This window comes from Oxalobacteraceae bacterium OTU3CAMAD1, assembly GCA_024123915.1.
In the GTDB taxonomy this organism is placed as follows: domain Bacteria; phylum Pseudomonadota; class Gammaproteobacteria; order Burkholderiales; family Burkholderiaceae_D; genus Rugamonas.
Window position 1 is genome coordinate 1,460,791 of the sequence record CP099650.1, and the last position, 23,738, is coordinate 1,484,528.

At 64.3% G+C, this 23,738-nt stretch carries 24 protein-coding genes; 17 read left to right on the forward strand and 7 right to left on the reverse strand.

Annotation, left to right across the window (positions count from 1 at the left end):
* Positions 1–86: 86 nt before the first annotated feature.
* The 3 genes from aroQ to NHH88_06160 form a co-directional block, all read right to left on the reverse strand.
* Positions 87–479, reverse strand: coding sequence for a type II 3-dehydroquinate dehydratase (aroQ, locus tag NHH88_06150; GenBank protein ID USX17276.1), 393 nt, complete (start codon positions 477–479; stop codon positions 87–89).
* A gap of 133 nt (positions 480–612) precedes the next feature.
* Positions 613–1,158, reverse strand: a complete 546-nt coding sequence (locus NHH88_06155) for a TlpA family protein disulfide reductase (protein ID USX15366.1) — start codon at positions 1,156–1,158, stop codon at positions 613–615.
* A complete protein-coding gene (locus tag NHH88_06160) occupies positions 1,151–1,798 on the reverse strand; it encodes a hypothetical protein (protein ID USX15367.1) in 648 nt (215 codons plus the stop codon). The genes NHH88_06155 and NHH88_06160 overlap by 8 nt, the downstream gene beginning before the upstream one ends.
* A gap of 124 nt (positions 1,799–1,922) precedes the next feature.
* Between NHH88_06160 and mpl the strand changes: the two genes are divergently transcribed.
* From mpl to corA, 10 genes are all read left to right on the forward strand, one after another.
* Positions 1,923–3,254 (forward strand): UDP-N-acetylmuramate:L-alanyl-gamma-D-glutamyl-meso-diaminopimelate ligase, encoded by a 1,332-nt coding sequence (gene mpl, locus NHH88_06165; protein ID USX17277.1) that lies wholly within the window; start codon positions 1,923–1,925, stop codon positions 3,252–3,254.
* Positions 3,251–3,829: an esterase gene (locus NHH88_06170; GenBank protein ID USX15368.1), complete on the forward strand. Its 579-nt coding sequence runs from the start codon at positions 3,251–3,253 to the stop codon at positions 3,827–3,829. Before mpl ends, NHH88_06170 begins: the two co-directional genes overlap by 4 nt.
* A gap of 68 nt (positions 3,830–3,897) precedes the next feature.
* Complete coding sequence (locus NHH88_06175; GenBank protein USX15369.1) at positions 3,898–4,446, forward strand: chorismate lyase; 549 nt, start codon at positions 3,898–3,900, stop codon at positions 4,444–4,446.
* Positions 4,447–4,466: 20 nt separating this feature from the next.
* Entirely contained in the window at positions 4,467–6,521 is a 2,055-nt protein-coding gene (locus NHH88_06180) for an RNB domain-containing ribonuclease (protein ID USX15370.1), read from the forward strand.
* On the forward strand, positions 6,518–7,228 hold the full coding sequence (locus NHH88_06185) for a DUF6445 family protein (protein ID USX15371.1): 711 nt from the start codon (positions 6,518–6,520) through the stop codon (positions 7,226–7,228). The genes NHH88_06180 and NHH88_06185 overlap by 4 nt, the downstream gene beginning before the upstream one ends.
* 76 nt (positions 7,229–7,304) lie before the next feature.
* Complete coding sequence (locus tag NHH88_06190) at positions 7,305–8,192, forward strand: TonB family protein (protein USX15372.1); 888 nt, start codon at positions 7,305–7,307, stop codon at positions 8,190–8,192.
* A gap of 2 nt (positions 8,193–8,194) precedes the next feature.
* A complete protein-coding gene (gene aroE, locus NHH88_06195) occupies positions 8,195–9,013 on the forward strand; it encodes a shikimate dehydrogenase (GenBank protein USX17278.1) in 819 nt (272 codons plus the stop codon).
* The gene (mtgA, locus tag NHH88_06200; protein ID USX15373.1) at positions 9,010–9,720 is read left to right on the forward strand and encodes a monofunctional biosynthetic peptidoglycan transglycosylase; all 711 of its coding nucleotides are present in this window, start codon (positions 9,010–9,012) and stop codon (positions 9,718–9,720) included. Before aroE ends, mtgA begins: the two co-directional genes overlap by 4 nt.
* A gap of 154 nt (positions 9,721–9,874) precedes the next feature.
* On the forward strand, positions 9,875–10,255 hold the full coding sequence (locus NHH88_06205; GenBank protein USX15374.1) for a DUF4124 domain-containing protein: 381 nt from the start codon (positions 9,875–9,877) through the stop codon (positions 10,253–10,255).
* An 81-nt stretch (positions 10,256–10,336) separates the two neighbouring features.
* Positions 10,337–11,302: a magnesium/cobalt transporter CorA gene (corA, locus tag NHH88_06210; GenBank protein USX15375.1), complete on the forward strand. Its 966-nt coding sequence runs from the start codon at positions 10,337–10,339 to the stop codon at positions 11,300–11,302.
* A gap of 75 nt (positions 11,303–11,377) precedes the next feature.
* On the opposite strand, the gene NHH88_06215 is transcribed toward corA, so the two are convergent.
* Together NHH88_06215 and NHH88_06220 are read right to left on the reverse strand one after the other, a co-directional pair.
* The gene (locus tag NHH88_06215) at positions 11,378–13,012 is read right to left on the reverse strand and encodes a methyl-accepting chemotaxis protein (protein ID USX15376.1); all 1,635 of its coding nucleotides are present in this window, start codon (positions 13,010–13,012) and stop codon (positions 11,378–11,380) included.
* Between the two features lie 209 nt (positions 13,013–13,221).
* Positions 13,222–13,962, reverse strand: a complete 741-nt coding sequence (locus NHH88_06220; protein ID USX15377.1) for a GAF domain-containing protein — start codon at positions 13,960–13,962, stop codon at positions 13,222–13,224.
* A gap of 288 nt (positions 13,963–14,250) precedes the next feature.
* On the opposite strand from NHH88_06220, the gene NHH88_06225 reads away from it, so the two are divergent.
* A complete protein-coding gene (locus tag NHH88_06225; GenBank protein USX15378.1) occupies positions 14,251–15,981 on the forward strand; it encodes an ABC transporter permease subunit in 1,731 nt (576 codons plus the stop codon).
* 24 nt (positions 15,982–16,005) lie between these two features.
* Positions 16,006–17,289, forward strand: coding sequence for a nitrate/sulfonate/bicarbonate ABC transporter ATP-binding protein (locus NHH88_06230; protein ID USX15379.1), 1,284 nt, complete (start codon positions 16,006–16,008; stop codon positions 17,287–17,289).
* A gap of 85 nt (positions 17,290–17,374) precedes the next feature.
* Here NHH88_06230 and hemL read toward each other — a convergent pair whose 3' ends face one another.
* A complete protein-coding gene (gene hemL / locus NHH88_06235) occupies positions 17,375–18,667 on the reverse strand; it encodes a glutamate-1-semialdehyde 2,1-aminomutase (GenBank protein USX15380.1) in 1,293 nt (430 codons plus the stop codon).
* A gap of 43 nt (positions 18,668–18,710) precedes the next feature.
* Entirely contained in the window at positions 18,711–19,562 is an 852-nt protein-coding gene (locus NHH88_06240) for a hydroxymethylpyrimidine/phosphomethylpyrimidine kinase (GenBank protein ID USX15381.1), read from the reverse strand.
* A gap of 96 nt (positions 19,563–19,658) precedes the next feature.
* Between NHH88_06240 and NHH88_06245 the strand changes: the two genes are divergently transcribed.
* The 5 genes from NHH88_06245 to NHH88_06265 all read left to right on the forward strand — a co-directional run bounded on the left by NHH88_06245 (position 19,659) and on the right by NHH88_06265 (position 23,709).
* Positions 19,659–19,811: a rubredoxin gene (locus NHH88_06245; protein USX17279.1), complete on the forward strand. Its 153-nt coding sequence runs from the start codon at positions 19,659–19,661 to the stop codon at positions 19,809–19,811.
* A 109-nt stretch (positions 19,812–19,920) separates the two neighbouring features.
* The gene (locus NHH88_06250) at positions 19,921–20,343 is read left to right on the forward strand and encodes a response regulator (protein USX15382.1); all 423 of its coding nucleotides are present in this window, start codon (positions 19,921–19,923) and stop codon (positions 20,341–20,343) included.
* A 19-nt stretch (positions 20,344–20,362) separates the two neighbouring features.
* A complete protein-coding gene (locus NHH88_06255; GenBank protein USX15383.1) occupies positions 20,363–20,728 on the forward strand; it encodes a response regulator in 366 nt (121 codons plus the stop codon).
* 3 nt (positions 20,729–20,731) lie between these two features.
* Positions 20,732–21,307: a chemotaxis protein CheW gene (locus tag NHH88_06260; protein USX15384.1), complete on the forward strand. Its 576-nt coding sequence runs from the start codon at positions 20,732–20,734 to the stop codon at positions 21,305–21,307.
* An 86-nt stretch (positions 21,308–21,393) separates the two neighbouring features.
* A complete protein-coding gene (locus NHH88_06265; protein USX15385.1) occupies positions 21,394–23,709 on the forward strand; it encodes a methyl-accepting chemotaxis protein in 2,316 nt (771 codons plus the stop codon).
* Positions 23,710–23,738: the final 29 nt, after the last annotated feature.

A 23,738-nucleotide genomic window follows, 5' to 3' on the forward strand; every position in this document is an offset into this window, starting at 1 on the left:
AATATCTTGTTATGTAAAGTGTGAACGGCTGCGCCTCGTGGGCGAAACCGCGCTAAGTTGCTTGAGTTGCGCGCAGATCGCGTAGATTAACGCCTTTTAAGGGCGAAGTCGATGGCAAACCGATATCCTTCGATACCCAGTCCGCAGATCGTGCCTAGTGCTATCGCGCTCAGGAATGAGTGGTGGCGAAACGACTCGCGCTGGTAAATATTGGAAATGTGCACTTCCACAAACGGAATGGACACCCCTGCCAAGGCGTCGCGCAGGGCCACGCTGGTGTGGGTCAGGCCACCCGGGTTGATGATGATGGCGTCCACGCCTTCCGTCCTGGCTGCGTGGATGCGGTCGATCAGCGCGCCTTCATGGTTGCTCTGAAAGCAAGACAGCGTTGCGCCGGCCGCCTGGGCCTGGGCCTGGGCGGCTTGTTCTACGTCGGCCAAAGTGCTGGCGCCGTAGACCTCTGGCTCCCGGGTACCCAGTAAATTGAGGTTGGGACCGTTGAGCAGTAGGAGGTTTTTTTTTTTGCCATGGTTCTAGACCGTTTTCCGCGAAAGTTCCGCATTTTGCCGCCAACTGCGGGCATTGGCAAGAGAAAAAAACTTCTGAATTCAGTTAAAGAGTTGCAAGGTCTTTGCGCAACTCGTCGAACTTAAGGCGCCCCAGATAGGTCTTTTTGACTTGGCCGTCGGCGCCGATCAGCACCGTGTACGGCAGGCCGCCGCCAGTGTTGCCGAACTGCCGCGACAGGTCGGTGCCGCTCATGCCGGCCACCAGCACCGGGTAGGTGATTTTGTATTTGTCGCTAAAAGCGGCGATATTTGACGGGGAATCAATACCGATGCCGATAACTTGCAGCTTCTTACCTTCTTCTCCGGCGGCCAGCTCGGACAGCTCAGGCATCTCCTGTACGCACGGCGCGCACCACGGCGCCCAGAAATTGACCAGCATCGCCTTGCCTTTATATTGGGCCAGAGCGGTCGGCGCGCCCTTGGCGTCCGGCAGCGTTTGCGCGTACAGCGCGCCCACCGGACCGGTCACGCCGGCCGGCGCGGTGGTGGTGATCGGCGCGGCATTTTGTTTGTTGAAGCCGACCCAGGCGCCGGAAGCGGCGAACAGGAGGGCGACGCCGACGTAGGCGGCTAGATGTTTTTTATTCATGATCGGGGTTTTGGTTGGGATTTTCTTCGTGGCTACTACTAACTAGTAGCGCGCGCACGGCGGCGATATCGGCGCGCACCAGCTTGTCGCCACGGGCTTTGACCGCGCCGCGCAAATCGTCCAGCTCATATAAAGCGGCGTGGACGCCTTCCTTGTGCCACATGAAGCTGACCGTCTCGACCGGATCGTAGCGCGGGCCTTTGAAATGCGGCGTTTCGGAGATGTCGATTTGTAAATTACGGTTCAGCAGGAAGATTTCCACTTCCTTGGCGCTGTCGGCGAACAGTTGCAGGTGGATGTCGTCGTGTGGACCGGCGGTGCCGTTCAGGACGGCGCCGGTCAGGAACGGGTGGAACGCGGCCAGGCCTTCCATGATGTCCACCGCCAGCGTGCGCAGCCGGAACAGGCGGGCCGGCTGGCTGTCAGCGTGGAACAGCGACTGGTAGATGCGTACCTCCGCTTCGATCTGGGCGTTGTCGGGCAGCAGGTTCGGCGGCGGTTGCGTGTCGCCGAGGATTTGTTTGGCGGCCTTGCGCTTGGCGGCGTTGTAGTCGGCGCCGTCCTGGGCGATCAGGCGCGCGGCCGCAGCGGCGATCTCGGCGCGGAGCAGCAGGACTTCTTCGATAACATTCGGCGTCATGGACGAGATAATACTCTGAACCGGGAAATCGGCGTCGGCTCAGGTAAAATCGCGTATTCACTTGTGCGGATCGATCCTGTTACACACTATGCATATTCATATTCTCGGTATTTGCGGCACCTTCATGGGCGGCCTGGCGGTCCTGGCGAAAGAGGCGGGCCACCGCGTGACCGGCTGCGACGCCAACGTTTATCCGCCGATGAGCACCCAGCTGGAATCGCAGGGCATAGAACTGATACAGGGCTTCGGCACGGAGCAGACCGCGCTCAATCCCGACTTGTACGTGATCGGCAACGTGGTCTCGCGCGGCAATCCGCTGATCGAAGAAATCCTGAATCGCGGCTTGCCGTACGTTTCCGGCCCGCAGTGGATGGGCGAACATATATTAAGGGATCGCTGGGTGCTGGCCGTGGCCGGCACGCACGGCAAGACCACCACCTCGGCCATGCTGACGTGGATACTGGAAGACGCCGGCTACGCGCCCGGCTTCCTGATCGGCGGCGTGCCGCTGAACTTCGGCGTCTCGGCGCGCATACAAGGCGACAAGGACTCGATCTTCTTCGTCATCGAGGCCGACGAGTACGACACCGCCTTCTTCGACAAGCGCAGCAAGTTCGTCCACTACCACGCCAAGACCGCGATCCTGAACAACCTCGAATACGATCACGCCGACATCTTCCCCGACCTGGGCGCCATCGAGACGCAATTCCATCATCTCGTGCGCACGGTGCCCGGCATCGGCCGCGTCATCTACAACGGCGACGAGGCGTCGCTGCAGCGCGTGCTCAAGCGCGGCTGCTGGAGCGAGAAGGAAAGCTTCGGTAGTGGCGGGGGCGCCGAATGGGCGATGAACGAATACGATGACGGCAGTTTCGACGTCATTTTCGGCGGCGAAACCGTCGGCAAGGTCGAGTGGAACCTGACCGGCAAGCACAACCGCGCCAATGCGCTGGCCGCCATCGCCGCCGCCCGCCACGTCGGCGTGCCGGTGGCGCAGGCCGCCAGATCGCTGGCCACGTTCGAGAACGTCAAGCGCCGCATGGAAGTGCGCGGCACCGTCAACGACATCACCGTGTTCGACGACTTCGCCCACCACCCGACCGCGATCGCCACCACCGTTGGCGGACTGCGCCAAAAAGTTGGAAAGACCGCCCGCATTCTGGCCGTGCTCGAGCCGCGCTCGAACACGATGAAGCTGGGCGCGATGAAGGATGCGTTGCCGGGTAGCCTTGGCGACGCCGATCTGGTGTTCGGCTTTGGCAGCCAGCAGGCGCTGGGCTGGAGCCTGGGCGACGCGCTCGCGCCGCTGGGCAATATCGCCAGCGCCTACGAGGACATCGACGCGCTGGTCGCGGCCATCGTCAAGGCGGCCCGGCCGGGCGACCAGATCATCGTGATGAGCAACGGCGGCTTCGGCGGCGTGCACAACAAAATCCTGGAAGCGCTGGCGCGATGATTCTTTATCTGCACGGATTCCGCTCGTCGCCGAAGTCGATGAAGGGGCGCGTGATCAGCGAGCGCATGGCCGAACTGGGTCTGTCCGACCAGCTGGTCTGCCCGCAGCTGCCGGCGTCGCCAAAGCTGGCGATGGAATTGGCGCTCTCTTTAATAGAGGGCGTGCCGGCGCAGGAGTTGAGCATTATCGGCTCGTCGCTGGGCGGCTACTACGCCACCTGGCTGGCAGAGCGCATCGGCTGCCGCGCCGTCTTGCTGAATCCGGCCATTGTGCCGCTGCAGGATCTGGACAAGCATGTCGGCGTGACAACGCAATTCCACTCCGACGAGCCGTTCGAGTTCAAACGTGAATATATCGACGAGTTGCGCGCGCTGGCGGTCGATCCGATCACCCGCCCCGAACGCTACTTCCTGATCGCCGCCACCGGCGACGAAGTGCTGGACTATCGCGACATGGTCAAGCATTATGCGGGCGCGCGCCAGCAAGTGATCGACGGCAGCGACCATGGCATTTCCGAGTTTCCCGAGTATGTGGATGCGGTGCTGGGGTTCTGCGGCATCGAGGCCGGCCGTTGAGGGTGCCGTTTTTGCCGGCGTCGCCCACCCGTGGCGCTTCCCTGCGACAGACCCAATGGCAACCGCATGTGCTGGCCCTGAACGCGCCGCCGTCCCTGCGGCCGTGGCTGACGGCCGGCGGTTCGCTGACCGAGAGACTGAAGGACCACAGCCAGACTTTCCGCGTGCAGTGCCTGCACCAACGGGTCGCGCGCTGCCTGTCCGACGAGGCTGCCGCGATCGGCCTGCACCGGCCTGGCCGCGTGTGGGAGAGGGAAGTGCTGCTGCGGTGTGATAATACGCCGGTTGTGTTCGCGCACACGGTGGTGCCGATGTCGGCCACGGCCGCCGATTGGCCTTTATTTAGCGCGCTGGGCGAGCGCTCGCTGGGGACGACCTTGTTTGGCGACCCGCAAGTGCGGCGCGGCGTTTTGGAATTTGCAAGATTGCGGGAAGGGCATCCGTTGGCGCAGCGCGCGGCGGCGGCCCTGGACATCGAAAATGAAGCGTCCCCGCAAGAGCGCATACTATATGCACGGCGCTGTTTATATCGGCGCCGTCAGGGTACCCTGCTGGTCACTGAAGTGTTTCTGCCTTCCGTGCTGGACCTGAAACAACAGCACAGTCATAACGAATAAACAACGAACAGAAGCGAGCAATGAATCTATTTTTCGAAGAATCCGGCGATTTCAAGGTCGGGACCATGATGTCGCAAGCGGGCGAGGCCTATCAGGTGGAGATGGCCAGCGGCAAGCGCAGCAAGGTCAAGATCAAGGACGTGCTGCTGCAGTACGAGAAGCCGTCGCCGACGGATTTGATGGAACAGGCCAAGGCCGTTGCCGCCGAGATCGACCTGGACTTCCTGTGGGAAGTGGCGGGCGAGGAGGAGTTCGGCTTCGCCGAGCTGGGCGCCGAGTACTTCGGCCACGCGCCGCTGCCGGCCGAAGCGGCCGGACTGATCCTGAGCCTGCATTCCGCGCCGATCTATTTCTACAAGAAGGGCCGTGGCCGCTACAAGGCCGCGCCGGAGCAATCCTTGCGCGCGGCGCAGGCCGGTATCGAGAAAAAGAAACAGCAGGCGCTGATCCAGGCCCAGTACGTCGAAGAGCTGAAAGCCAACAAGTTGCCGGATTCGATGAAAAACATCGTCATGCAACTGCTGTTCAAGCCGGACAAGAATTCGATCGAATACAAGGCGATGGAAGCGGCTTGCAATGAGTTGCACACCAATCCGCAGCGTTTGATGCTCGCGGCCGGTGGCGTGGAGTCGCCGAAGGCGCTGCACATGGCTAAGTTCTTGTTCGAGAGCTTCCCGCGCGGCGCCGGTTTCCCGGACGTGGCGGTGCCGGTGGCGCCGACCAATCTTCCGCTGGCCGACGTCAAGGCGTTCTCGATCGACGACGTCACCACCACCGAGATCGACGACGCCTTCTCCGTCACCAAGCTGGCCGACGGCAACGTCAAGATCGGTATCCACATCGCCGCGCCGGGCCTGGGCATCAAGCCGGACGACGCGGTCGACAAGATGGCGCGCGCGCGCATGTCCACCGTGTATATGCCTGGCGATAAGATCACCATGCTGCCGGACTCCATCGTCGAAGCGTTCACCCTGGCCGAAGGCAAGACCTGCCCGGCGCTGTCGCTGTACGCGACCCTGAATCCGGCCGACTGGTCGGTGATCGCCACCGAAACCCGCGCCGAAATGGTGCCGATCGAAAGCAATCTGCGCCACAACGACCTGGACGATCTGGTCAACGAGGAAACCCTGGCCAGCGGCGAAGGCGACTACGCCCACAAGGAAGAGCTGGGCCTGATCTGGAAATGGGCGCAGGTGCTGGAGGCGGCGCGCATGGTCAAGCGCGAAGGCTTCGGCCTCAAGCCGGAACAAAACAACCGCGTCGATTTCAACTTCTACGTCGAAAACGATATCGTCACCGTCAGCCGCCGCAAGCGCGGGGCGCCGCTGGACAAGATCGTCGCCGAGCTGATGATCTTCGCCAACAGCACCTGGGGCAAGCTGATGCACGACCACGGCGTGCCGGGCATTTACCGCAGCCAGGGCCAGGGCGTCGGCGGCTGGGCCGCCAAGATGCAGGTGCGCATGGTGACGCACGCCGCGCCGCACCAGGGCCTGGGTGTCGACCAATACGCGTGGAGCACCTCGCCGTTGCGCCGCTACACCGATCTGGTCAACCAGTGGCAAATCCTTGCATGCGCCGAGCATGGCGTGACGGCGCCGCTGGTCGCGCCGTTCAAACCGAAGGATTCGGAACTGTTCGCCATCGTGTCGCAGTTCGACGCGGCCTACGCGGCCTATGGCGACCACCAGTCGAACATGGAACGCTACTGGTGCCTGCGTTGGCTGGGCCAGGAAAACGCCCGCCAGGTCGAAGCGGTCGTGCTCAAGGACGAGGTGTTGCGCCTGGTCGATATTCCGCTGATCATCCGCCTGCCGGGCATGCCGTCGGTGGCGCGTGGCGCCCAGGTCAAGATCGACATTCTGCGTTGGGACGAGGTCGACCTGTCGATCGAAGCGCGCATCCTGGAAATTCCGGCGACCGAGGCGGTCGCGGCCGACGCCGAGCTGGACTACGAGGAAGAGGAGTCAATTCCCGCCGGCGACGCCAACGATCCCGAAGCTGCCGAGGAAAACACGGCCGAAGCAAGCGCGGCAGCGGAAGAAGCGACAGCGGGCGAGCCGCCGGCCGCATGATGTTCAATCCGCGCGCCAAGATCAGCGTCTTGCCCCTGTACGGCGAAGAAAACCTGGTCATCGTCGACGACTTGCTGCTGGAACCGCGCAAAATGATCGAACTGGCCAGCCGCTCGCGCGCGGAATTTAGCGATGCCGACCACAACTACTTTCCCGGCCCGGAACTGAACCTGACGCCGGAGATGACCCAGGCCTTCGACCAGTTCGTGGTCCAGCATGTGCGCAAGCCGCTCGGCGCGCGCCGCACCACGATGCTGGCGACGCGGCTGGCATTGGCCACGCTGCAGCCGCCGCAGCTGCGCAATTTGCAGCGTGTCTGTCACTTCGACACCGTGCCCCAGCCCAACCGGGAAGGCACCGGCGCCATGGTGCTGTATCTGTTCGAGGACCCGCGCCTGGGCGGCACCGGCTTCTTCCGGCAAACCTGTTCGGCGTCCGAGTTCGAGCACATGGTGTTGCAATCGAGCGTGCTGGATCGCCAGGCGTTTACCGAGCTGACCGGCGCCGGCGACGGCTACGCGGTGGCCTCTGACCGCTACTTTGAAAAAGTCTACACCGCGCAGCCGGCTTTCAACCGGGCCATCTTCTACCACGGCACGGTGCTGCACAGCGCCGACATCCACAGCCCCGCGCTGCTGCGCGACGACGTGCATACGGGGCGGCTGACCGTCAACGCCTTCTTTAACTTGCGCCGCAACGCCGCCTGATGAGGGTGGTAAATCGGTTAAAATCAGCCACCGCCTTGGCGCACCGCCTTGAACCGACGAAACTGAAGCCCGCCGCGTGAAATCTTTCAAAGAAAACCGCTTCCTCTACATCGCCATCGGCATCTCGGTGGTTGCGCACGCCGCCATGCTCGCGGTGCGCTTTGTCGCTCCGACGCCGGCGCCGGTCAAACCCACCGATCCCGGCCTGGAAGTCATCCTCGTCAACGCCAAGCACAGCAAAGCACCGCTGAAGGCCGAGGCGCTGGCCCAGGCCAATCTGGACGGCGGCGGCAACGTCGACAAGGGCCGCTCCAAGTCGCCGCTGCCGGACATGCGCAAAACGGAGGACGGCGAAAGCATCAAAGCCTCCAAGCGCCGCATCGCCGAGCTCGAGGAACGCCAGCGCAACTTGCTGACCCGCGTGGCCAAGCCCGATCCGTTCAACGCGCCGCCGGTGACCGAAAAGACCGCGCCCGATCCGCTGCCAAGCGGAGCCGACCTGCTTGATTCGAGCAAGGCGATCGCCCGCCGCGCCGCCGAGATCAGCGAAACCATCGAAGACCAGAACAAGCGCCCGAAGAAGACCTTCATCACGCCGAGCACGCGCGGGGTTGGCTACGCGATGTACTACAAATCGCTGCAAAAGCGGATCGAAGATATCGGTACGCTGAACTTCCCCCAGAAAAACGGCCGCAAGCTGTACGGTCAGCTGGTGTTGTCGATCCCGGTTTTCCAGGACGGCACGATCTACGAGAAAGAAGGTGGCATCAAGATTGACCGCAGCTCCGGCAACGCCGCGCTGGACGATGCCGCCGTCAACATCGTGCGCCGCGCGGCGCCGTTCGGCAAGTTCCCGCCGAACATGCTGTCGGCCGACAAGGACGATCTGTGGGTGATCGTCACGACATTCAAATTTACCCGCGATGACAAACTACAAGCCGACATGAGCGGCGGAGGACGATGACGATGGATCGCTACTGCGTGTTCGGCAACCCGATTGCCCATAGCAAATCGCCCGAGATACATGCCGCCTACGCGGCCCAGACCGGCCAGGAACTGCACTACGAAAAACGGCTGGCGCCGCTGGACGGCTTTGCCGCCGCCGTGCACGCCTTCATCGCCGAAGGCGGCCTTGGGGCCAACGTCACCTTGCCGTTCAAGCTGGAGGCGGTCAAGGTCGCCAACGCGCTGACGATACGCGCGCAGGCCGCCGGCGCCGTCAACACCTTGCACTTCACCGAGGACGGCATCATCGGCGACAACACCGACGGCGCCGGCCTGGTGGCGGACATCGTCGGCAACGCCGGCGTGGCCATCACCGGCAAGCGCGTGCTGCTGCTGGGCGCCGGCGGGGCGGCGCGCGGCGCCGTGCTGCCGATCCTGGAGCATCGCCCGGCGCAGCTGGTCATCGCCAACCGCACCGTGGCCACGGCCGTGGTGCTGGCGGAACAGTTTGCGGCGTTGGGCGGCGAGGGCGTGGTGTCGGGCTGTGGTTTCGCCGACATCGAGGGCGGCTTCGACATCGTCATCAACGCCACCGCCGCCAGCCTGAGCGCCGAGGTGCCGCCGGTGTCGCCTTCGGTGTTCGCGCCCGGCGCGCTTGCTTTCGACATGATGTATGCAAAGTCCCCCACCGTATTTTTGCAGTTTGCCGACCAACACGGCGCACGGCTGCGCGACGGCCTGGGCATGCTGGTGGAGCAGGCGGCCGAGGCGTTCAGCGTCTGGCGCGGCGTGCATCCGGCCACCGGCGACGTGCTGCAACGCCTGCGCGACCAGCTATGAGCGCCGCCAAAGGTGGTAGCAAGTTCGCTTGGGTGAAGTGGATCTTCATCTTGCCGGTGCTGCTGTTCGCGGCGGTGCAGCTGTATTTCTTCTTGCAGATCTGGTGGTGGATCGACCATAACCCGTCGCGCACCAGTTTCATGCGTCAGCAGGAGTCGGCGTTGCGCGAGAAAAATCCCAAGGCCGAGATCAAGCAGGTCTGGGTGCCGTACAACCGCATCTCGAAGAATCTTAAGCGCGCCATCATCGCCTCGGAAGACGCCAACTTCTCCGAGCATCAAGGCGTGGATTGGGAGGCGCTGCAAAAAGCCTACGAGAAGAACACCAAGAAGAGCAAGGTGGTCTCGGGCGGCTCGACCATCACGCAGCAGCTGGCGAAGAATCTGTTCCTGTCCGGTTCGCGCAGTTATCTGCGCAAGGGCCAGGAGCTGATCATCACCTATATGCTGGAAACCTTGATGGAAAAAGAGCGCATCTTCGAGATCTACCTGAACGTGGTGGAGTTCGGCAGGGGGATCTTCGGCGCCGAGGCGGCGGCGCAGCATTATTACCGCGTGAGCGCGGCCAACCTGGGCGCGTCGCAGGCGGCCAAGCTGGCGGTGATGCTGCCCAATCCGCGCTTCTACGACACGCACCGCGACTCCGGCTATCTGGCGCGGCGTACCGGCGTCATCCTGCGCCGCATGGGGTCGGCCGAATTACCGTAGGGACCGATGCGGCGAACCGTACCGGTGAAATGACTGCGTATACACGTAGGGGGGATTAGCGCAGCGTAATCCGCCAAGCTCCGTCGGCGGCTCATGGCGGATTACGCTGCGCTAATCCGCCCTACGAAAACCGGGTTTAAGCGAGGAGATGACTATGCAGCGGCAAAGCGGTTTCGGGTTGATCCAGGTGGCCATCATCATGGCCTCGCTGGCGGCGGTGGCGATGGCGTTCCTGATGTCGGCGCGGCACGAGCGTAATTTCTTCACCGAGGGCTTGGCCCGGCTTACCGGCAAGCCGCCGGCGGCGCCGGGTTCGGCCAACGCGGGCGTTGCGCCGCCCGCGCCGGCCGGCGTGCTGCGCAAATGCGTCATCGACGGCAAAACCGTGCTGTCCGATGTCGACTGCAAGGATGGCAAGGTGGTCAAAGCCATCGATACGCGCGGCATCGAGGCGCCGAAACCGCCCAAGCCGGACCCGGCCGAGTCCGCCCCGCGGTCGGCAACCGATAAAATGATTGAAAAAGCGACCCAGTAGGGCGAAAAACCGCGTGGCAGGCTGGCCTCGGCAGGGGCTTTGCGGGTACACTTGCGCTGTTTCCAGAAGGCTCGCGTACCCATGATTAATGTTTTCGTTCTCCAGAATGGCCGGCTCAACCAGGTGCCCATCGACAGCCGCTCGGACCTGGAACAGGTTGAGCCGGTATGGGTCGACCTGACCGACCCGACGGACGACGAACGCGCATGGGTCAAAGCCATCTACGGCGTGACGTTGCCGGGCGAGGATGAAGTCAAGGATATCGAAGCGTCGGCCCGTTATTACGAAGCGGAAAACGGCGACTTGCACCTGCGCACCGACTTCCTGCTGGAAGAGGAGGATGGCCCGTCGCGCATCGTCACGGTCGCCTTCATCCTGGCGCGCAAGATGCTGTTCTCTGTCCACACCGACGACCTGCCGGTGTTCCGCCTGGTGCGCATGCGGGCCCGCTCGCGGCCCGGTTCGATCGCCGACTACATGGACGTGCTGCTGGACTTGTACGCCACCGACGCCGAATACTCGGCCGACGCGCTTGAGGGCATCTATCAGAATCTGGAAGAGGTCAGCGGTCGCGTGTTGCAGGAACAGTTCACCGACCAGGACGCGGCCGCCGCGCTGAACTCCATCGCCCACGAGGAAGACTTGAACGGCCGTATCCGCCGCAACATGATGGATACGCGACGCGCCGTCAGTTTTTTGATGCGCGGACGCTTGCTCAATTCCGAGCAGTTCGAAGAGGCGCGCCAGATTCTGCGCGACATCGAATCGCTGGACGGCCACACGTCCTTCCTGTTCGACAAGATCAACTTCCTGATGGACGCCACGGTCGGTTTCATCAACATTAACCAGAACAAGATCATCAAGATCTTCTCCGTGGCCAGCGTGGCCTTCCTGCCGCCGACCTTGATCGCCTCGATCTACGGCATGAACTTCAAGTGGCTGCCGGAGCTGGAATGGTCGTTCGGCTACCCGTTCGCCATCGCGCTGATGGTCACCAGCGCCATCGCGCCGTTCTGGTACTTCCGCCGGCGCGGCTGGCTGAAGTAAATCATCGAGGCGCGCGCCGTCATGTTGACGGCGCTACCGCTCACCTCGTGTCCGAATGTCAGCCTTGACCCCGACTTAGCCGCGCGCCAGGCGCAGGCTCGGACGGGCGCTTGCCTTGCCGGGCTTGGCGCGCGGCTGGGCCACGGCGACATGACCGCGATCGCCTTCGAGCTTGAACTGGCCGACCAGGCCGGCCAGGCCCGACGCCTGCGCCTGCAATTCCTGGGCGGCCGCCGACGCTTCCTCCACCAGCGCGGTGTTTTGCTGCGTCATGCCGTCCATCTCGCCGATGGCGCTGCTCACTTCGCCGATGCCCTGGCTTTGCTCGGCGCTGGCGATGCTGATCTCACCCATGATCTCGGTCACGCGCTTGACGCTGTCGACCACCGCGTGCATCGTCGTGCCGGCCTTGAGCACCAGTTCCGAACCGGTGCCGACCTTGGTGACGGAGTCGTCGATGAGCGCCTTGATTTCCTTGGCGGCGGCGGCCGAGCGCTGCGCCAGGTTGCGCACCTCTGTGGCGACCACGGCGAAGCCGCGGCCCTGTTCGCCGGCGCGGGCCGCTTCGACGGCGGCGTTCAGCGCCAGGATGTTGGTCTGGAAGGCGATGCCGTCGATGACGGAAATGATGTCGACGATCTTCTTCGACGATTCGTTGATCGAGGCCATGGTGTCGGTCACTTGCTGCATCACTTCGCCGCCTTCCTCCGACACCGACGAGGCGGTCTGGGCGAGGCTGTTGGCTTGCTGGGCGTTGCTGGCGTTCTGTTTCACGGTCGAGGTCAACTCCTCCATCGCGGTGGCGACTTTTTCCAGCGACGACGCTTGCGTGGCGGTGCGGGACGACAGGTCTTCATTGCCGGTGGCGATTTCGGACGAGGCGCTGGCGATCGCGTCCGTGCCCTGGCGCACCTGGCCGACGATGGACGCCAGGCTGTCACGCATGGTCTTGATGGCGAACAACAGGCTGTTGTCGTCGCCGGCCTTGACGTCGACGGCGATGGCCAGGTCGCCCTGGGCGATCTTGTTGGCGATGTCGGCCGCGTAGGCCGGCTCGCCGCCCAGTTGCTTGAGCAGCAAGCGCTTGATCAGGCTGGCGATCAGCACGCTCAGGATGAAGGCGGCGATCGTCAGCCCGATGGTCCAGCTGCGCGCGGTGGCGGCGCTGGCTTCGGACAGGTCGCTGGCTGCGGCCGCTTCTTTCTGTTCCTGGGTCATCAGCACCGCCATGTCGGCGACGATCTGGCGGCGCAGCGGGCTGCAATCGTTGACCAGGAAGGTGCCGAATTCCTCCATCTGCTTGGCTTCGCGCAGTTTGCGCGGCTGCTTCAGCGCGTCGGCCATCGTCAGCAGGCCGGCCTTGACCTTGTTGAACTGGGCGTCGCCGCCGAAGCTCGGCGTCATTTTTTCCACGGCGGCCAGATAAATCGCTTTTTGTTCGTCGACGATGGCCAGTTCCTTGGCCGCCTGCGCGTCGTCGTTGAAGATATAGGCGTTGCGCGCGGCCAGGCCGGTTTGCGCCAGCGCCTCGCGGGCGACGTACAGCGGCGCCAGGCGGTCGTCGTTGATATGGTCAAGTTTCTTAAAGGCGGCGCCGATCGACGACACGCCGAGGATGGAGACGGCGGCGAGGATCAGCATGAAGGCGGTCAGCATGCCAAATCCCAAGCTCAATTGGGTACCAATTTTGAGTTTCTTAAATGCGTTCATAATATTTTTCCCGGACACGTTGAGTGTTTCCCCAAATGCCTGCGGCAGGCCGGCCAGGGGAAACGGAACCGCAAAGCGGCGACAATGTTTTATTGGCTGTCGCAAGAGTTGGGCGAGGCCGGATGGATGCTTCTATCGATACATAACTGCTATTGCTAAACTTTTGAACGCGCCGGCGAAGGTGGAGGCGGCGCGTGGTGTTGCGATCCTTAGCGCGGAACGCGGCGCTGAATTTCTTCCGATGCCAACGCCGCCAGTTCGCGCAGGGAGCGCACTTCGCGGTCCCTGAGTTTGCGCGGTTCCCGGTCCAGGATGCACAAGGTGCCCAGTGGATGGTTGCCGCCGTCGAGCAGCGGAAACGCGGCGTAAAAACGAATATGTGGTTCGCCGATGACCAGCGGATTGTCCTGGAAGCGTGGATCGCGGGCCGCGTCCTCCACCACGAACAGGCCATCTTGCAGGATCGCGTGGCTGCAGAAAGCCCACTCGCGCGGCGTCTCGCCCGCTTCGATGCCGATGCGCGACTTGAACCATTGGCGGCGCGAGGTTAACAAACTGATCAATGCCATCGGCGAGTCCGTGACCTGGCTCGCCAGCCACGTCAGGCGGTCGAACACCGACTCCGGTGGTGTGTCGACCAGCCGCGCCGCGTCGAGCGCCAGCAGGCGCTGGGCTTCGTCGTGCGCGACCGGATACGGCGGTGTGGCCGCCGGCAGGAATTCAACGCCGCTGGCGGCCCGGGGCCTGGTCGCGCCCGCCACTGCGGCCTCGCTGCTGCGCTGTTCCATCAGGCAGCGGACCGCGCTCAGGCGAACACGGCGGTGGCCGCCGGGCGTTTTCCACGAGGGGATCGCGCCGTTTTCTATCCATAGCTGGGCCGTGCTGACGGCGACGCCGAGCAACTCGGCGGTTGCGCGCGTGGTCAGGACGGAGTCTTTGCTATGGGGCATCGGGTTGCTTTCTATCGGGTGGGGCGATCAACACATCTTGGACGTGATTGTACTTAATTCCTCCACGGAAATATCCAAATCTGACGAAAATGATGATTTAGTTGTTGATTGGCAACGAAATGATGGTTGTTTGTAATGATTGACGCTGGCGGATGGGAAGTATCCTCAAAATCGTCATTTATGAAGTATCCGTGTCCTGACGATCATGCAGCGGCTTTCATAACCGTAATAAAGGCGACACTTGTTTCCTTTAGAATGGCCGCCAGTCTTACTCTCCGGCCATAAGTCATGAACAAGAAACGCCAATTTTTCCCCCGCCAGGTGGTCGAGGCCGGCGGCAACCGCTGGGATTGGGCGCTGCTGCCCGTCGTGCTGGCCGTGTTCGTGCTGCTGGCCTACGGGGGGCAGCAGATGGCGCGGCCCTACGAGCTCGGCCAAGCGCTGCCGCTGTCGCTCGATCCGGTCAACCTGCCTTACTACCTGCTGCGCACCACCCTGCGCATGTTCATCGCGCTGGGCGCGTCGGTGGTCTTCGCCTGCGTGTTCGCCGCGCTGACCACCGAATACAAGCTGGCCGAAAAAGTGCTGGTGCCGTTGCTCGACATCCTGCAGTCGATCCCCATCCTCGGCTTCCTGTCGATCACGGTGACGGCCTTCATCGCGCTTTTCCCCGGCAACCTGCTGGGCGTGGAGTGCGCGGCGATCTTCGCCATCTTCACGTCGCAGGCGTGGAACATGGCCTTCTCCGCCTACCAGGGTTTCCGCAACGTGCCGGCCGAATTGTCGGAGGCGGCCAGCGTGTTCCAGCTCTCGGGCTGGCAGCGCTTCTGGCGCCTGGAACTGCCATTCGCCATGCCCGGCCTGTTGTGGAACATGATGATGTCGATGTCCGGCGGCTGGTTCTTCGTGGTGGCGTCGGAGGCGATCTCGGTCTCCAACCAGAACATCAAGCTGCCCGGCATCGGCTCGTACATCGCGCTGGCGATCGAGCGCAGCGACCTGGGGGCGATGGGCTGGGCGGTGTTCGCCATGCTGATCGCGGTGCTGATGTACGACCAGCTGTTCTTCCGGCCCTTGCTGGCGTGGGCCGACAAGTTCCGCTTCGAGGAAACCGGCGGCGACACGGCCCAGCAATCGTGGCTGCTCACATGGCTGCGCCGCACCGAGCGCACGCAGGCGCTGGTGGCGTGGTGCGGCGACCTGCTGTCGCGCTCCATCGCGCTGTTCCGCCTGGGGCACGACGGCACCTCGATCCGCGCGCGCCGCCACACGCAGGCGCGCGGCGCGCAGCGGGTGTGGGACGCGATCATCGCCGCCGTGGTGTTCTACGCCTTGTGGACGCTGGGCCATTTCATCAGTACGGAAGTCGGCTGGAGCGAGGTCGGACATGTGTTCGTGCTGGGGCTTTACACCTTGCTGCGCGTGGTGCTGCTGCTGGCGCTGGCGGCGGTGATCTGGGTGCCGGTCGGCGTCTGGATCGGCATGAATCCGCGCTGGGCCTCGCGCACGCAGGCGGTGGCGCAGTTCCTGGCCGCGTTCCCGGCCAACCTGGTGTTCCCGGTGGCGGTGATCCTGATCATGCGCTTCAATCTGAACCCGGACATCTGGCTGTCGCCGCTGATGATCCTCGGCACCCAGTGGTATCTGCTGTTTAACGTGATCGCCGGCGCCTCGACGATACCGACCGAGCTGCGTCACGCCGCGCAGAACTTCGGCTTGACCGGCTGGCTCAAATGGCGGCGCTATCTGCTGCCGGCCATCTTCCCCAGCTTCGTCACCGGCGCCATCACCGCGTCGGGCGGCTCGTGGAACGCCAGCATCGTGGCCGAATACGTCAGCTGGGGCAGCACCACCGTCAAGGCGCATGGACTGGGCAGCTATATCGCCGAGATGACCGCCACCGGCGACTTCCCGCGCATCGCGCTGGGCATCGGCGTGATGTGCATCTTCGTCATGGGCTTCAACCACTTCGTCTGGCGCCGCCTGTACACGCTGGCCGAGAGCCGGCTGCATTTCTAGTCGCATTTTTGTATTGGGACCATCATGAGCACACCTATCGTCGAATTGAAATCGGTCGGCAAACACTTCCGCGCCGCCGACGGCTCCGCGCGCGCGGTGCTGCAGGGCGTGGACTTCACGCTGCACGAGGGCGAGATCGTCGCGTTGCTTGGCCAGTCCGGGTCGGGTAAATCGACCATGCTGCGCATCATGGCGGGGCTGATCCCGGCCGACGACGGCCAGGTGCTGTATCGCGGCATGCCGCTGTACGGCACGGCGCGCGGCATCCGCATGGTGTTCCAGTCGTTCGCGCTGTTTCCGTGGCTGACGGTGCAGAAGAATATCGAGCTGGGTCTGGAGGCGCAGGGCATGCCGGCGGCGGAACGGGCGCAGCGCGCCGGGAAGGTGATCGATTTGATCGGCCTGTCGGGCTTCGAGGGTGCGCTGCCGCGCGAGCTGTCGGGCGGCATGCGCCAGCGCGTCGGCATCGCCCGCGCGCTGGTGATGGAGCCAGAGGTGCTGCTGATGGACGAGGCGTTTTCCGCGCTGGACGTGCTGACCGGCGAGCGCCTGCGGGAGGAGATCCTGGAGCTATGGCAGTCGGGTCGGATTCCGACCAAGGCGATCCTGGTCGTCTCGCACAACATCGAGGAGGCGGTGATGATGGCGGACCGGGTGCTGATTTTCGCCAGCGATCCGGGTCGGGTGCGCGCCGAGTTGCCGATATCGCTGCCGCAGCCGCGCAAGGCGGAGGGGCCCGAGGTGCGCCACCTGATCGACCAGGTGTACGAGTTGATGACGGCGGGGGCGGGGCGGCGCGGCTTGATCAGCGAGAAGGAGGTCAAGCTGCAGCTGGGCGACCGTCTGCCGCAGGCTAACATCGCGCACATGGAGGGGATACTGCAATTGCTGGCCGAGGAGCCGTTCTCGGGGCGGGCGGATTTGCCGCAGTTGGCCGAGGAGACGGAGCTGACCGACGCCGAGCTGCTGGAGGTGCTCAACGCGCTCATTTTGCTGGGGTTCGCTTATCTGACCAACGGCGATATTTTGTTGACGGAGCTGGGCGGGCGCTACGCGGCGGCGGCCAACGCCGAGCGGCAGGCGATGTTCGGGGCGCAGTTATTGGAGCATGTGCCGCTGGTGGCGTATATCTGCCATGGGCTCAAGCAGGACAAGTCGGGGGATTTGCCGGAGGAGTTGTTCCTCAAGCTGCTGCGGTTCACGCTCAGCGACGAGGAGGCCGAGCGCGCGCTGCGCGTGGCCATCGAGTGGGGGCGGTACGGGGATCTGTTCGAGTACAACTTCAATACGGGCGTCATAGAAACTTGACGGCACCGCAGCAACCCGCACCCCGTTGGCGCGGGGTCGTACCCTGATGGGTACGACCCCTTCGTCTTGGGGTTACGGCCGGGAATCACCCCGCGAGCTTTTTGAACACCCGGCCCGCCGCCGCGATGGTCTCGTCGATCACCGCGTCGCTATGCTGCGCCGAGACGAAACCCGCCTCGAACGCGGCCGGCGCGAAATACACGCCCTCGTCGAGCATCGCGTGGAAGAAGGCGTTGAAGCGGGCGCGGTCGCCGGCCATCATCTCGGCGTAATTGTTCGGTGGCGTCTCGCTGAAATACAAACCGAACATGCCACCCACGGAATCGGCGCAGAACACCACGCCGGCCGCCTTGGCCGCCTCGGTCAACCCCGCCGCCAGGCGCGACGCCGTGGCGCTCAGTTTCTCGTAGAACCCCGGCTCCTGGATGAGCTTCAACGTCGTCATGCCGGCCGCCACCGCCACCGGATTGCCCGACAACGTGCCCGCCTGGTAGACGGCGCCCAGCGGCGCCATATTGCCCATCAACTCCGCGCTGCCGCCGAAGGCCGCCACCGGCAAGCCGCCGCCGATCACCTTGCCCAGCGCCGTCAGATCTGGTTTGATGCCGTACAGTTCCTGCGCGCCGCCCAGCGCCACGCGGAAGCCGCACATCACCTCGTCGAAGATCAACACCGCGCCGTGCTTGGTGCACAGCGCCCGCATCGCCCGCAGGAAGGCCTCGCTGGCCTTGATCAGGTTCATATTGCCGGCCACCGGTTCGACGATGACGCAGGCGATGTCGTCGCCGAACGAGGCGAACGCCTCTTCCAGCTGTTCGACGTTGTTATAGTCCAGCACCAATGTGTGCTTGACGAAGTCCTCCGGCACGCCGGCCGACGTCGGATTGCCGAAGGTGAGCAGGCCGCTGCCCGCCTTGACCAGCAGCGAATCGGCGTGGCCGTGGTAGCAGCCCTCGAACTTGACGATCTTGTCGCGGCCCGTTGCGCCGCGCGCCAGGCGCAGCGCGCTCATGGTCGCCTCGGTGCCCGACGATACCAGGCGCACCTGCTCGATCGACGGCACCAGGCGGCAGATCTCCTCGGCCATTAGCACTTCGCCCTCGGTCGGCGCGCCGAACGACAGGCCGCGCGCGGCCGCTTCCTGCACCGCCTTGACCACCAGTGGATGCGCGTGGCCGACGATGGCCGGACCCCAGGAGCCGATGTAGTCGATATAGCGCTTGTCGTCGGCGTCCCAGAAGTACGGCCCTTCGGCGCGGGTGATGAAGCGCGGCGTGCCGCCGACCGAACGGAAGGCGCGCACCGGCGAGTTGACGCCGCCCGGCGTGGTTTTCTGGGCGCGTTCGAACAGGGTGTCGTTTTTGGAGATCGTGGTCATGTTGGCATCTTCAATATCAGGGGTGTGGACGGCGTGTGCCTGACTACTGCATGTCGGCGGCCGTGGTCAGCAAATGGAAAAAGCGGTTGGGCACGAACTTGCCCATGCCGTAGCGCTGCGCGTGCGCCAGCGCGCCGACGGTGTATTCCTGCGCCGCCGCCACCGCCTCGGGCACGTCGGCGCCACGCGCCATGAACGCGGTGATCGCCGCCGACAAGGTGCCGCCGGCGCCGAGGAAGGGCCCCGGCAGGTGCTGCCAGGCGTCGTGGCTGATCATGCCCTCGGCGCCGAACAGGGTATTGGCCAGGATGTTGGGCGATGTCGCGTCGCCTTGCGGCGTGCCGGCGGCGGTGCCGGTGACGAGCACGAACTCGCAGCCCAACGCCAGCAGGTGTTCGACGTCCGATTCGAGCGTGTCCTCGGCGCCTTCGCGCCAGGTCTCGGCCAGCCGGCCCAGTTCCACCAGCGACAGCATCAGCAAGGTCGCCTGCGGCACCAGCAGCTGGCGCACGGCGGTGAGCAGCTCCTCGGCGTCGTCGTCGGGCAGGTCGGGCAGGCGGCTGCTGAATGGATCGAGGATCAGCGGCGCGTCCGGATAGTCGGACAGGATCTCGGCGATCGCCGCCACCTGCTCGACATTGGTCAGCGCGCCGACCTTGAAGGCCGCCATGGTCATGTCCTCCAGGACCACGCGGGCCTGGTCGGAGACCCAGTCGGGATCGATTTCCTGCACGTCCTCGACACGCGCACTGTCGCCGATCAGCAACGCGGTGGTGACCGCCAGTCCGGTGCAGGAGAGGGCCGAAAAAGCCGCCAGGTCGGCCTGGACGCCCATCGCGCCGGCCGGATCGGCAGCGCCGAAGCTTAATATGAGAGGAGAAGTTTGGTTTTGCACGGCTGGTAGATTAAGATACCTAATTCAGCATTTTACTTGATTGAAGGGTGGCAGAACGTGAGTAGCAATGAAACAACGCAGGAGTTCCAGACCTGGATGTGCCTGATCTGTGGCTGGATCTACGACGAGCAGGCCGGACTCCCGGACGAAGGCATCGCCCCCGGCACCCGCTGGGCCGACGTGCCAATGAACTGGAGCTGCCCGGAATGCGGCGCCCGCAAGGACGATTTCGAGATGGTCTCCATCTGACACAAGCCGGCGCGTGTTGATTTTATCCGGCCAAGGGCGGCCGGCGCCAGCAAGGCGCGCCGGCCGCTCCGCCTATGCTATCGTGTAGCATCATCCCAGCGATTCGATTATGACGACCACGCCGCAAGCTAATGTGCCCGATTCGGCCCTGAAAATCATGGTGATCGACGATAGCAGCACGATACGTCGATCGGCCGAGATATTCCTGAGCCAGGCCGGCTACCAGGTGGTGCTGGCCGAAGACGGCTTCGACGCCCTGGCCAAGATCAACGACCACCACCCGGCGCTGGTGTTTTGCGACATCCTGATGCCGCGCCTGGACGGGTACCAGACCTGCGCCCTGATCAAGAAAAGCGCGAAATTCCATGCCACGCCGGTGCTGATGCTGTCCTCCAAGGACGGCCTGTTCGACCGCGCGCGCGGCGCGATGGTCGGCTCGGCCGCCTATCTGACCAAACCTTTTACCAAGGACAGCCTGCTGGCCGCCGTGCGCGAGCACACCGGCGGCGCGTCCGTCCCGTCACCAGAATAAGAAAACCACAGAGGGAATTATGGCCATACACCGCATTTTGATCGTCGACGACTCGCCCACCGAACGTTACTATCTGACCGATATCCTGGTGCGCAACGGCTTTTCGGTGTCCGTGGCCGAAAACGGCGAGGAGGCGCTGGCCAAGATCAAGGCCGACAAGCCGGAGCTGATCCTGATGGACGTGGTCATGCCCGGCGCGAACGGCTTCCAGGTCACCCGCTCGATCGCCCGCGACCCGGAGCTGCAGGATGTGCCGGTGATTATCTGTTCCAGCAAAAACCAGGAGACCGACCGCATTTGGGGCCTGCGCCAGGGCGCGCGCGATTACCTGGTCAAGCCGGTCGACGCGGCCGATCTGCTGGCCAAAATCGCCGCCCTGGGCTAGGCGATGAATAGCCGCACGCCAGATGGCGCCACCCCGCCGGCCGGCACGGAACGCCGCAGCCGCCTGCGCCAGTACCAGGTGCAGCTGCTCGAGCGCATGCAGGCCGCCAAGACCGGCGCCAATGTCGGCGGGCGCGAACTGGGTGTGCTGATCGGCGGCCGTCTGTGCCTGCTGGACCTGACCCAGATCGGCGAGATCGTGCCGCCGCAGCCGGTGACGCCGGTGCCGCTGACGCGGGACTGGTACCAGGGCCTGGCCAATATACGCGGCAACCTGACCGGCGTGATCGACCTGGCGCGCTACCAGGGGCAGGACACCGGCGCCGACGACATCGCCGTGTCGGAGCGCCGCTTCATCACCTTCGCGCCGGGGCTGGGCTTTAACTGCGCGTTGCTGGCCGGCCGCGTGCTGGGCCTGCGCAAGCTGGCCGACATGCGGGCCGTGACCGACGCGCAGGCGGCCGAACCGGCGCGCGCGTGGTGCGGCCAGCATTTCGACGACGCCGAAGGCCAGCGCTGGACCCGGATCGACCTGGCGCAGCTGGTGCGCGAGCCCGGTTTTCTGCAGGTTGGCTTGTGATGCACGTACACTGCGGGTGACGGGGACCAAACGGGCGGAGGGCAGGCCGCATCGCGGTCGCATAAAATTAATCCGGAGAGGGTGGAATGGCTTTCAAGATGGGTAGTTTCTCGAATGGCAACCGGAATGCCGACCAGGATGGGACCGCGAATTCGGAATTTGGGGAGGCCGGCGATTCGCAGTTCATGCATGCCGCCGCCGATACCGCCGATACCGCCGACACCAGCGCCGAGGGCGGCGCCCCGCTGCGCTTGCGCGACGCGCTGGGCCGCCTGGGCACGCGCGGGACTTCCTCCGAAACCGGCGCAGGCCTTAAACTGCCGCTGATCGGCCATCTGCCGGCGCAGCGCCAATTGAGCATTTTGTCGACCGCGCTGGCCGTCAGCCTTGGCGCGAGCGCGGTGTTCGTCGCGCTTAACACCATCCACAGTAACAACCGCTCGACGCAGACCCAGATCGCCAGCGACGCGCTGATGCACTCCCAGCGCATCGGCAAGGCGGCGCCGAACGCCGTGCAGGGCAGCGCCGAGGGCTTCCGCCAGCTCGAGGAAAGCCGCAAGGAACTCAATAACGACATCAAGCTGATGACGCGCGGCGGCACGTATCAGGGCCGCGACATCGGCGAGCCGCGCGCCGATCTGGCGCCCGTCGTGCTGGCCGCGAGCAAGCAATGGAGCGCGACCGACATCGCCGCCGACACCATCCTGACCCTCAAGGCGGACCTGAGCGGCGTCGACAAGACGCTGCAAAGACTGAACACGATGTCGCCCGACCTGCTGGCGCGCACGGAGGAAATCACCGCCATCAAGCTGCAGCGCGGCGGCACGGGGCGCGAGCTGGCCGCGCTGGGCGGGCTGTCCATGCTGACCCAGCGCATGAGCCGTGGCGCCAGCGAATTCCTGACCGCCGGCGGCATCAGTTCGGAGACGGCGTTCCAGCTGGGCCGCGACACGACGGTGTTCCGCAACACGGTCGACGGTTTCCTCAACGGCAGCGCGCCGCTGGGGATCGCCGCCGTGCGTGATCCGGACCTGCGCGAGAAATTCACCTCCCTCAAAGGCGACTTCGAGGAATATCAAAAGCTGGTGACGGCGATCCTCAACAAACTGGATAAATTCAGCGCCGCCAAAACCGCCGAGCAGCTGATCTTCAACGACAACGAAGCGCTGCGCCAACGCCTGTCGGTGCTGCAGCAGGCCTACCGCGAAGACCAGGATTCGCTCGGCCTGACGTTCTGGCTGATGGTGGCCGGCGGCTTGCTGACCCTGGTCATGGCGGCGGCCATCGGCCGCGTGCTGTTGATGGACTCCCACAACCGCACGCGCGGCGCCGACCGCCGCCGCCAGGAGGCGGAAGCGATGCGCCAGCAGTCGCAGCGCAAGGAGGAGGAAGCCAAGGCCATGAACGATCAAAACCAGGCGGCGATCCTGCGCCTGATGAACGAGCTGCAGGAAGTGGCCGACGGCGACCTGACGGTGCAGGCCACCGTGTCCGAGGACATCACCGGCGCGATCGCCGACTCGGTCAACTACACGGTCGAGGAGTTGCGCGGGCTGGTGGGGCGCGTGACGGTGACGGCGGAGCAGGTGACCAAGGCGTCCACGCACGCGCAAAACATCGCCAGCAACCTGTTGCAGGCGTCGCAACGGCAGTCGCGCGAGATCCAGGACGCCAGCGCCACCGTGGCCAAGATGGCCAACGAGATCACCGACGTGTCGCGCTCGGCCAGCGAATCGGCCGACGTCGCGCGCCAGTCGGTGGCGGCGGCGCAGCAGGGGTCGACGGCGGTGGAAAACGCCATCAAGGGCATGCACGAGATCCGCGACCAGATCCAGGACACCTCCAAGCGCATCAAGCGGCTGGGCGAGTCGTCGCAGGAGATCGGCGAGATCACCGAGCTCATTTCCGACATCACCGAACAGACCAACGTGCTGGCGCTGAACGCGGCGATCCAGGCCGCGTCGGCCGGCGAGGCGGGGCGCGGCTTCTCGGTCGTGGCGGAGGAAGTGCAGCGGCTGGCGGAGCGCTCGGCCGAAGCGGCCAAGCAGATCGGCGCGCTGGTGCGCACCATTCAGACCGATACCCACGACGCGGTGGCGGCGATGGAGAAATCGACGCAGGGCGTGGTCGAGGGCGCGCGCCTGTCCGACGCGGCCGGCGCGGCGCTGAACGACATTTCGCAGGTGTCGAACCGGCTGGCCGAACTGATTTCCGGGATCTCGCTCGCCACCGGCCAGCAGGCGACATCGGCCAACGGCGTGGCGCACAATATCCAGCACATCTTGACGGTGACCGAGCAGACGCAGGACGGCACGCAGCAAACCGCGCAATCGATCCATAAACTGTCGGTGCTGGCGCAGGAATTGAAAAACTCGGTGGCGCGATTCCGCATCGCGTCCTGAACGCACGCCGCGCACCTCATTGAAAGGCC